The organism is Streptomyces sp. NPDC102270 (genome assembly GCF_044766405.1).
In the GTDB taxonomy this organism is placed as follows: domain Bacteria; phylum Actinomycetota; class Actinomycetes; order Streptomycetales; family Streptomycetaceae; genus Streptomyces.
Map to the genome: position 1 here is coordinate 25111 of NZ_JBIWLX010000041.1, position 7342 is coordinate 32452.

The following is a 7342-nucleotide window of genomic DNA, read 5'->3' on the forward strand; positions in this document are numbered from 1 at the left end:
GCGGACGGCGGGCGATGGCGTGGCCACCGCGCTCCTCCCGGTCACTTCATGCATGAAGTTATATCCGCGTCACTTCATGGCGCAACTGATGTCTCGAGTGATGTACTTCACGCGTGAAGTCATGTCTCGTGCTTGAACCGAGACGTCACGGCCTCAAGGCTCAGTGGAAATCGGCGCTGCCCGCTGCCTGGGCGATGCGCCGCGCAATCTGAGTCATCTGACGCACCTGTGCGGGCGAGAGGCTGTCGAAGACGAGGTGGCGGACCGCGGTGACGTGATCCGGGGCGCTGGCCTCGAGCTTCGCCATCCCCGCGTCGGTCAGGCCGGCCAGGGTGTAACGGCCGTCGGTGGGATCGGGGCGGCGGGTGAGCCAGCCGCGCCGCTCCATACGGGTCGCGACCTGGGACAGGCGCGGCAACTGACCCGCGGTGAAGTCAGCCAGCTCGCTCATGCGCAGCGTGCGCTCGGGGGCCCGGGACAGGCCCACGAGGACCTGGTACTCGAAGTGTGTGAGCCCGGCGTCGCGCTGGAGCTGCCGATCCATTGCCGCGGGCAGCTTGGTCACCATGCCGACCAGGGCCATCCAGGCGTGGAGCTCTTCCTCGTTCAGCCACCGGAACGGTTCCGCAGCCTCGCTGCCCCTTGCCGACTCGGCTTGCCCGCCGGGGCTGTCCTCGCCGGCGGGTGCGCTGCGGGTCCGCTTCACGGTGCGGTTCTTGGCCATGAAGTGGATTCTATGCGCGAGGGATGAATGGCCTTCCTTGCGAAGCGGCCGACCGGGCAGTCACATTCGGCTCGTGTGCGCGCGAAGGTTCTCCGGGCGGCGGGGGAGTCACACCCTGCAGAAAGCCGACAGCGGTCGACGCCCGTCCCCCGACTTCCTGGCTGCTGTCGAGCAGCACAAGCCACAGCTCGAACGGTACGAAGCCCTGTGCGCGGACCTCCGCGAGCGGCCGGCGGACGTCGCCCTCGCCTGGCTGTTGCACAACCCGGCGGTCGCGACCGCCATCGTCGGGCCGCGAACTCCCGAGCAGCTGCACGAGACACTCCGGGCCCCGCACCTGACCCTGTCCCCAAAGATCCTTCTCGAGCTCGACGAGATCTGGCCGGGTCCCGGCGGCGAGGCTCCGGAAGCGTATGCCTGGTAGCTCGGCCACCCAGGAGTCAAGCACGGCCGATTGACCGAGTTTCGCGACGCCGAGAGCCACCTCTGTTGGTCCGGCCGATCGACCTCGGCCCCCGGCCGATCTACTTCCGCGGGGAGCCCGGCCGAGGAGACGGTTCCGAGGCCGTGCCGAGGCGGGCCCGAACTCGGGCCCGTGCAGCGCGGCTCAAGGACGGGAACTCGGTCTCAGGAGGGGAGAAGGAATCCCATCAGGGCGAGCAGCACGCACGAGCCGAGGTTGACCGCCCGGTAGTGGAGGAAGACCGCGGCAAACTCGCGGATGGTCGCACCGGGCCAGAAGTAGGCGGCGGTGGGTGAGCCGATGACCTGGCCGTCCACACCGGTGCGCCGGGCCGTCAGGGCGGCGCGGAAGACGTGGAAGTTGCGGACCGGTCCTGGACGGCCGGCGTCGGCCTGCGGGCCGACCCGCTGCTGCTCCCCGGGACCGCCCGGCGGGTGGAGCGCCAGGCCACCGCGTGCTGCAGGAAGCGCTGCCGAACGTGCGGCGCCCCGCCCCTGGTGCGGACGTCGTCGTCCGCCTCTTACCGGACCGGCACTCCGGTACGCGACCGCCGGCTGCCGCTCGCCTGACCCGTGAATCGGCCTGCGGGCCGACCCCGGCCGCACACTGTCGGCCGACCGGCCGAAGCGCAGCCACCGCCCGGCGGGCCACTCTTCCGGTGACAGCCTCACCGCAGCAAGCGCATCGCAGGAGAGAAACATGAAATACGTCGCTGTGTCCCTGGTGACCGCCACCGTCGTGGCCGTGGGCGGGTTCGCTTTCGTGGCCGTACCACGGCTGCTGAGCACGGAGTCGACCAGCACCGTCGGTTCCACCGGGGCCGTGAGCCGTGCGGAGGTCGAGAAGCAGGTCCGCGAGAACTACTCCCTGCCGCTCGAGGAGAAGCCGAAATCCGTGAGCTGCGCCGGAGGTCTCAAGGCGCGGCAGCGCGACTCGGTCGAGTGCACTGTGACGGCCGAGAACGGGAAGCGGCAGCAGATCATGGTGTCCGTGACCAAGGCCAACGGGAACAGCGTCTCGTACGACTACGCGGTGCTGGCGAATTAGGACTGCCCGCTGTGGCCCGACCCGTGACTGTCAGGGCGGCATGACCATGACGAACACGGGCTTGATCACCCCACCGCGCCGACCGCACCGACATCCCCTTGTGTCCCCTGCTGTTCGACAACGTCACGCTCCGCCTGCTCGGCAGCGACGGCTTCCCCACCACGGCCGGCCGCCCGGCCGCCCGCGACGTCACCACCGCGGCCGCCGTCGGCGCCATCGTGGCCTTCCTCGTCCGTCCGCTACGACGGCCCGAGCATCTGCACGAGACCAGCGAGGTGGTGCCGGACACTGCACCCGACGTTCGGCCCGACCCGGGGCCCCGCGTCGGTGGACTTGCCCGACCCGGACGGGCCCTGGTCGCCGGCGAGCCGTAGGACTTCTTCAGACGCCCACCAGGACGGGGTAGGCGGCGGTCGTGGGGAACGAGTTCATCGGGCGGCCTCGACGGTGACAAGGACGCACAGGACGAGGCAGAGCCCGGCGAGCGCCGCCAGGGCCACTTGGAGAACGCCGAGGATCTGCATACCGTCGACGATCCCGCCGTACCACCCCGCCCGTCCTCGGCCGCGGGACCGGTCCGGAGCGGCCGGCATCGGCCTGCGGGCCGACCCGCTGCCCGGCCGTACATCCGTACTCTGTGCGGCGTGGAACCCGATACTCCGCTCTCCCCGGCCGTCCGGCGCGCCATCATGGCCTCCCTCTGCGGGGGCCTGGCCCTGGTGTGGCTGTACGACCTGGCGGCCTACTACGACCCGCAGGGCCGCTGGTCGAGCTGGCTGACCCTGGTCTGCGGCCCCCTCGCCGCCGTCACGCTGCTCTTTCCCGCCCGCCGGCCGGGCCCCGAATGGCGAGCCGGCATCGCCGCGCTGATCTCCTTGGCCCTGACCGTGGGCCTGTGCGTGTACGCGCCGCTCACCAGTGGTACGTGGGGCATGCTGGAAACGGTCGCCCTGCTTGTGCTGTTCGCCCGGACCGCGCGAAGGGTGGAACGCCCGGCCACCGCCGTGACGCTGTCGGCGGCGCTGGCCGCCGCGGTGATCGCCATGCCCCTGCGCGGGGGCACGGAGCACAGCGACTACCTCAAGTACTCCTTCGTGCTGACGTTCGCCGTCGGCGGCGCCGCATGCCTTGGTGGCTATCTGCGCCTCCTGGACGCCCGCCGGGCTCAGGCCGTGGCCTCCGTACGCCACAACGAGCGCCTGGAACTCGCCCGGGACCTGCACGACTTCGTCGCCCACCACGTCACCGGCATCGTCGTGCACGCCAACGCCGCGCTGGTGATCCAGGAGACCTCGCCGGAGCAGATCAAGCCCCTGTTGGAGGGCATCTCCCGGGCCGGCGGGGAGACCCTGGACTCCATGCGCCGGCTGGTGCGGGTGCTGCGCGAGGACGACCACCGGGCCGCACGCGCGGGTGAGCTGCCGACCGAGCTGAACCGCTTGGTCTCCGCGTTCGCCGAGAACGGGACCGTGGCGGCGCTGGTCATCGCGCCCGAGGTGCGCGAGATCCGGCTGGCTCCGGAGGTGGAGACGTCCGTCCACCGCGTGGTGCAGGAGGCGCTGACGAACGTGCGCCGCCACGCCCATGGTGCGGACGTCGTCGTCCGCCTCGAACTGGACTCTCAAGGTCGCCTCCGGGTGGAGGCGCGCAACGCGGCGCCGCAGACGCGCGTCACCGGGCCGATCGGCGGGCGGGGCGGCTTCGGCCTGGTGGGCCTGCGGGAACGCGTGGAGGCCGTTGAGGGGTCGCTGACCAGCGGCCGGACAGCGGACGGCGGCTGGTGCGTGAGTGCCGCCTTCCCTGTCCTGGCAGCTGTGGAAGGATCATCGGCATGAGCGGTGACAATGGTGGGAGCGATGCCCGGACGCGGGTACTGATCGCCGACGACCAGGAGATGGTCCGCACCGGCTTCCGGCTGATCCTCGGCACCCAGCCCGACCTCGAAGTGATCGGCGAGGCCGCCGACGGCGCCGAGTGCGTCGAACTCGCCCGCAGGATGCGTCCCGACGTGTGTCTCGTCGACATCCGCATGCCCAAGCTGGACGGTCTGGAGGTCACCCGGGCCCTGGCCGGGCCGGGCGTCACCGACCCGATGCGCGTGGTCGTGGTGACCACCTTCGATCAGGACGACTACGCCTACACCGCCCTGCGCAACGGCGCGTGCGGCTTCCTCCTCAAAGACGCCGGCTCCACCCTGCTGATCGAGGCCGTGCGCTGCGCCGCCCGCGGCGATGCCCTGGTCTCCCCCGCCGTCACCGTCCGGCTCCTCAAGCACCTCGCCGGACAGCAGCCGCCGACGGCAGCGCTCCCGCACCCGCTCTCCGAGCGGGAAGTCGAGGTCGCACGCCTGGTGGCCGTGGGCCGCACGAACCAGGAGGTCTGCGGCGAGCTGTACGTGTCCCTGGGCACGGTCAAGTCGCACCTGGCCAACATCAAGGACAAGCTCGGCGTGCGCAACCGCGTCGAGATCGCCGCCTGGGCCTGGGACTCCGGGCTCGTACGCGACCGTCAGATGCCGCCCGCCTGACCTGTGGGTCGGCCTGCGGGCCGACCCCGGCCGCTCCACGTCGGCAGAGGGCCCCGTACGCCGTCGTCGGCGCCATCGTGCTCAACCCGCGGCCAGCAGGCCGTCCAGGCTGTAGAGCTCCCAGAGCGGCCAGTCGCCGCTGTGGCCACAGGCGCGGTCGCGGTGCCGTCCTTGCGGTCCCCGGAGTCGTCGATCACGATGACCCCGCCGTCGTGCGGAGCGGTCGCCGGTTCCTTGCGCAGCAGTTCAAGCCGCCGGTCGTTGATCTGCTGGGCCTGTTCTCTGGCCTGGTGGTTTTTGGTTGGTCCGACAGGCCTGTACCGCGCCAACCAAGTGCCTGTTTCCTCCCTGGGCCATCGCGGATGGGCAGGAAGGGTCGCTGGCGGACGTTTGCCGCGAGCACGGACTCGATGCGGACAGCGTCGTTCGTCCGCGCTGCCCTCAATCTGACCGACTGATACCCAAGTACCTGCCTGCTATCAAACGCTTTACATCAACCCACTAGGTTGATAATCTGGTACTTGCCAAGGCCTTCGAGCCATCGCTGAAGTCATTCACATCGGCGCGCACTTGCTGTCACATGGCGGCCCTTCATCGCGCCGAACACGGCGTCCGTCAACTGCCCATCACCCTCGGGGTGCTGCTCGGGTGAAGGCGGTCGTAAGAAAGTGGGAGAGACCGTGACCAACAACACTCCAACGATCACGCGTGACGGAGTCATCGGACAGGACGGGAGCGAGGTGGTCACCGTCGATCAGGCCACCGGGGCAGAGTTCGCCCGGTACCCCGTGGCCGGCAAGGAAGAGGCCGCCGCGGCTGTCGCTGCCGCACGCTCGTCCGCCGGGCCCTGGTGGGACCTAGGATTCGAGGGCCGCGCGGAGCGACTGCGCGCATGGCGGCGGGAGATAGCCGTAGGCGGCGAGGAGGGGGCCGCCCTCATCCACGCCGAAAACGGCAAGCCCCTCGACGACGCCCGCGTTGAAGTGCTCGGGATTCTGGAGCACGTGCAGTACGCCATCGAAAACGCCGGGCGCGTGCTGGGCCGCCGGGAGGTCCCCGCCAGCCCCACCGTGCCCAACCAGCGAGCGTGGGTCGAATACCAGCCCTACGGCGTCGTCGGTGTCATCGGTCCGTGGAACTTCCCTCTCCTGACGCCGGGGGCCATCCTGATCGGGGCGGTCGCGGCCGGAAACGCCGCCATCCTCAAGCCCAGCCAGATCACGCCAGGCGTCGGGGAGTGGCTCGTCCGGACCTGGCAGCGGGCGGTCCCCGACCTTCCGGACGTCCTCCAGTGTCTCAACGGGTTCGGGGCCACCGGCGGAGCGCTCATCGAGGCCGGTCTGAACAAGCTCGCGTTCACCGGCAGCGTCGCCACGGGCAAGACGGTGGCCGCCCAGTGCGCGCAGACCCTGACCCCCCTCCTGCTGGAACTCGGCGGAAAGGACGGCGTCGTCGTTGCCGAGGACGCCGACCTGGACGAAGCCGCCAAGCACGTCGTATGGGGCGCCATACAGAACACCGGACACGGCTGCATCAGCCTCGAAGTGGCCTACGTCGTCGAGTCGGTTCACGACGAGTTCGTCGAGAAGATCAGCGACCTCGCCAAGCAGGTACGCGTCGGCAGCGACGAGGACGCGGAGATCGGGCCGGTTCCCCTGCCCACCCAGATCCCAATCATCCGGGAGCACATCCAGGACGCTCTCGATCGCGGCGCCACAGCCACGGTCGGTGGCATCGAGGCAGTGGGGGAGCGCTATGTCACCCCCACCATCCTCGTCGGCGTGAGCCCCGACGCCCTGGCGGTGACCGAGGAGACGTTCGGACCCACGCTCGCCGTCGTCAAAGTCACCGACACCGAGGAAGCCATCGCGCACATCAACACCAGCCGCTACGGACTGGGCAGCGCCGTCTTCAGCCGCGACCGCGGCGAAGCCATCGCCCGTCAACTCCGCGTCGGAATGACCAGCATCAACGACGCCCTGGTGTTCTCCATCAACCCCGCCGTGCCCTTCGGCGGTCGCGGCGACAGCGGCTACGGGCGCAAGCAGGGCGAGGAAGGACTCCGGGAGTTCGCCTACCCGCACTCCTTCACCGCCAAGACCGGCCCCGCCCAGTTCTCGGCGACCACCTTCGGCAGGCCCGCGGGCGCGATGGCGGGAGCCCTCGCCGGCGTACGCGACAGGATCCTGGCCGAGAGCGACAAGAAGACCGCCTGACCAACCGGCGGCCAGAAGCGCACAGCCCGGTCCGGCATCCACCCCCGCCACCACACCGGTTGCTGACTGACGGCACCGGGTCCGCGAGGGCGGCACCCACCTCGGACCCGGTCGCCCGACCCGGCCCGTCGACAGCGCGAGCCGACCAGAACAGCCGATGCCTCACGGGGGAACAACGCCGCACCTTCGCGGAGCGCGACATCGATTGGCACGTCCCGACAACCACCACACCACCATCGACGGAGAGCGGACATGCCCGACGAAGATCCTTTCCATGCCGTGAATCCGCCCGCCGAGCCCCGGACCAAGCCTCCTGCCGAGTCCACCCGGCGAAGATTCATCGCTGCGACCGCCGCTGCTGGGGG

The 7342-nt window shown here is 70.2% G+C and carries 6 protein-coding genes and 2 pseudogenes; 6 read left to right on the forward strand and 2 right to left on the reverse strand.

From position 1 onward, the window contains the following. Positions 1-160: 160 nt before the first annotated feature. Positions 161-724: a MarR family winged helix-turn-helix transcriptional regulator gene (locus ACIRP7_RS44025; RefSeq protein WP_403672196.1), complete on the reverse strand. Its 564-nt coding sequence runs from the start codon at positions 722-724 to the stop codon at positions 161-163. Between the two features lie 73 nt (positions 725-797). Here ACIRP7_RS44025 and ACIRP7_RS44030 point away from each other — a divergent pair, with 73 nt between their 5' ends. Further along, complete coding sequence (locus ACIRP7_RS44030) at positions 798-1148, forward strand: aldo/keto reductase (RefSeq protein WP_403672199.1); 351 nt, start codon at positions 798-800, stop codon at positions 1146-1148. Positions 1149-1351: 203 nt separating this feature from the next. Here ACIRP7_RS44030 and ACIRP7_RS44035 read toward each other — a convergent pair. Continuing rightward, a pseudogene (locus ACIRP7_RS44035) lies at positions 1352-1549 on the reverse strand (YdcF family protein); the annotation flags it as partial. Between the two features lie 337 nt (positions 1550-1886). Between ACIRP7_RS44035 and ACIRP7_RS44040 the strand changes: the two are divergent. From ACIRP7_RS44040 to ACIRP7_RS44060, 5 genes and pseudogenes are all read left to right on the forward strand, one after another. Further along, positions 1887-2234: a DUF4333 domain-containing protein gene (locus ACIRP7_RS44040; protein WP_403672202.1), complete on the forward strand. Its 348-nt coding sequence runs from the start codon at positions 1887-1889 to the stop codon at positions 2232-2234. Positions 2235-2311: 77 nt separating this feature from the next. Then, positions 2312-2452, forward strand: a pseudogene (locus tag ACIRP7_RS44045) (NADPH:quinone reductase); the annotation flags it as partial. Between the two features lie 426 nt (positions 2453-2878). Then, complete coding sequence (locus ACIRP7_RS44050) at positions 2879-4069, forward strand: sensor histidine kinase (RefSeq protein ID WP_403672204.1); 1191 nt, start codon at positions 2879-2881, stop codon at positions 4067-4069. Next, complete coding sequence (locus tag ACIRP7_RS44055; protein WP_403672207.1) at positions 4066-4761, forward strand: response regulator; 696 nt, start codon at positions 4066-4068, stop codon at positions 4759-4761. Before ACIRP7_RS44050 ends, ACIRP7_RS44055 begins: the two co-directional genes overlap by 4 nt. A 680-nt stretch (positions 4762-5441) precedes the next feature. After that, the gene (locus tag ACIRP7_RS44060) at positions 5442-6977 is read left to right on the forward strand and encodes an aldehyde dehydrogenase family protein (protein ID WP_403672209.1); all 1536 of its coding nucleotides are present in this window, start codon (positions 5442-5444) and stop codon (positions 6975-6977) included. The last annotated feature ends 365 nt before the right edge of the window (positions 6978-7342 follow it).

Bases quoted from the DNA above. Each gene is read 5' to 3' on its own strand.
- ACIRP7_RS44040 (WP_403672202.1), top strand. From the start codon at position 1,887: ATGAAATACGTCGCTGTGTCCCTGGTGACCGCCACCGTCGTGGCCGTG.
- ACIRP7_RS44025 (WP_403672196.1), bottom strand. From the start codon at position 724: ATGGCCAAGAACCGCACCGTGAAGCGGACCCGCAGCGCACCCGCCGGC.
- ACIRP7_RS44055 (WP_403672207.1), top strand. From the start codon at position 4,066: ATGAGCGGTGACAATGGTGGGAGCGATGCCCGGACGCGGGTACTGATC.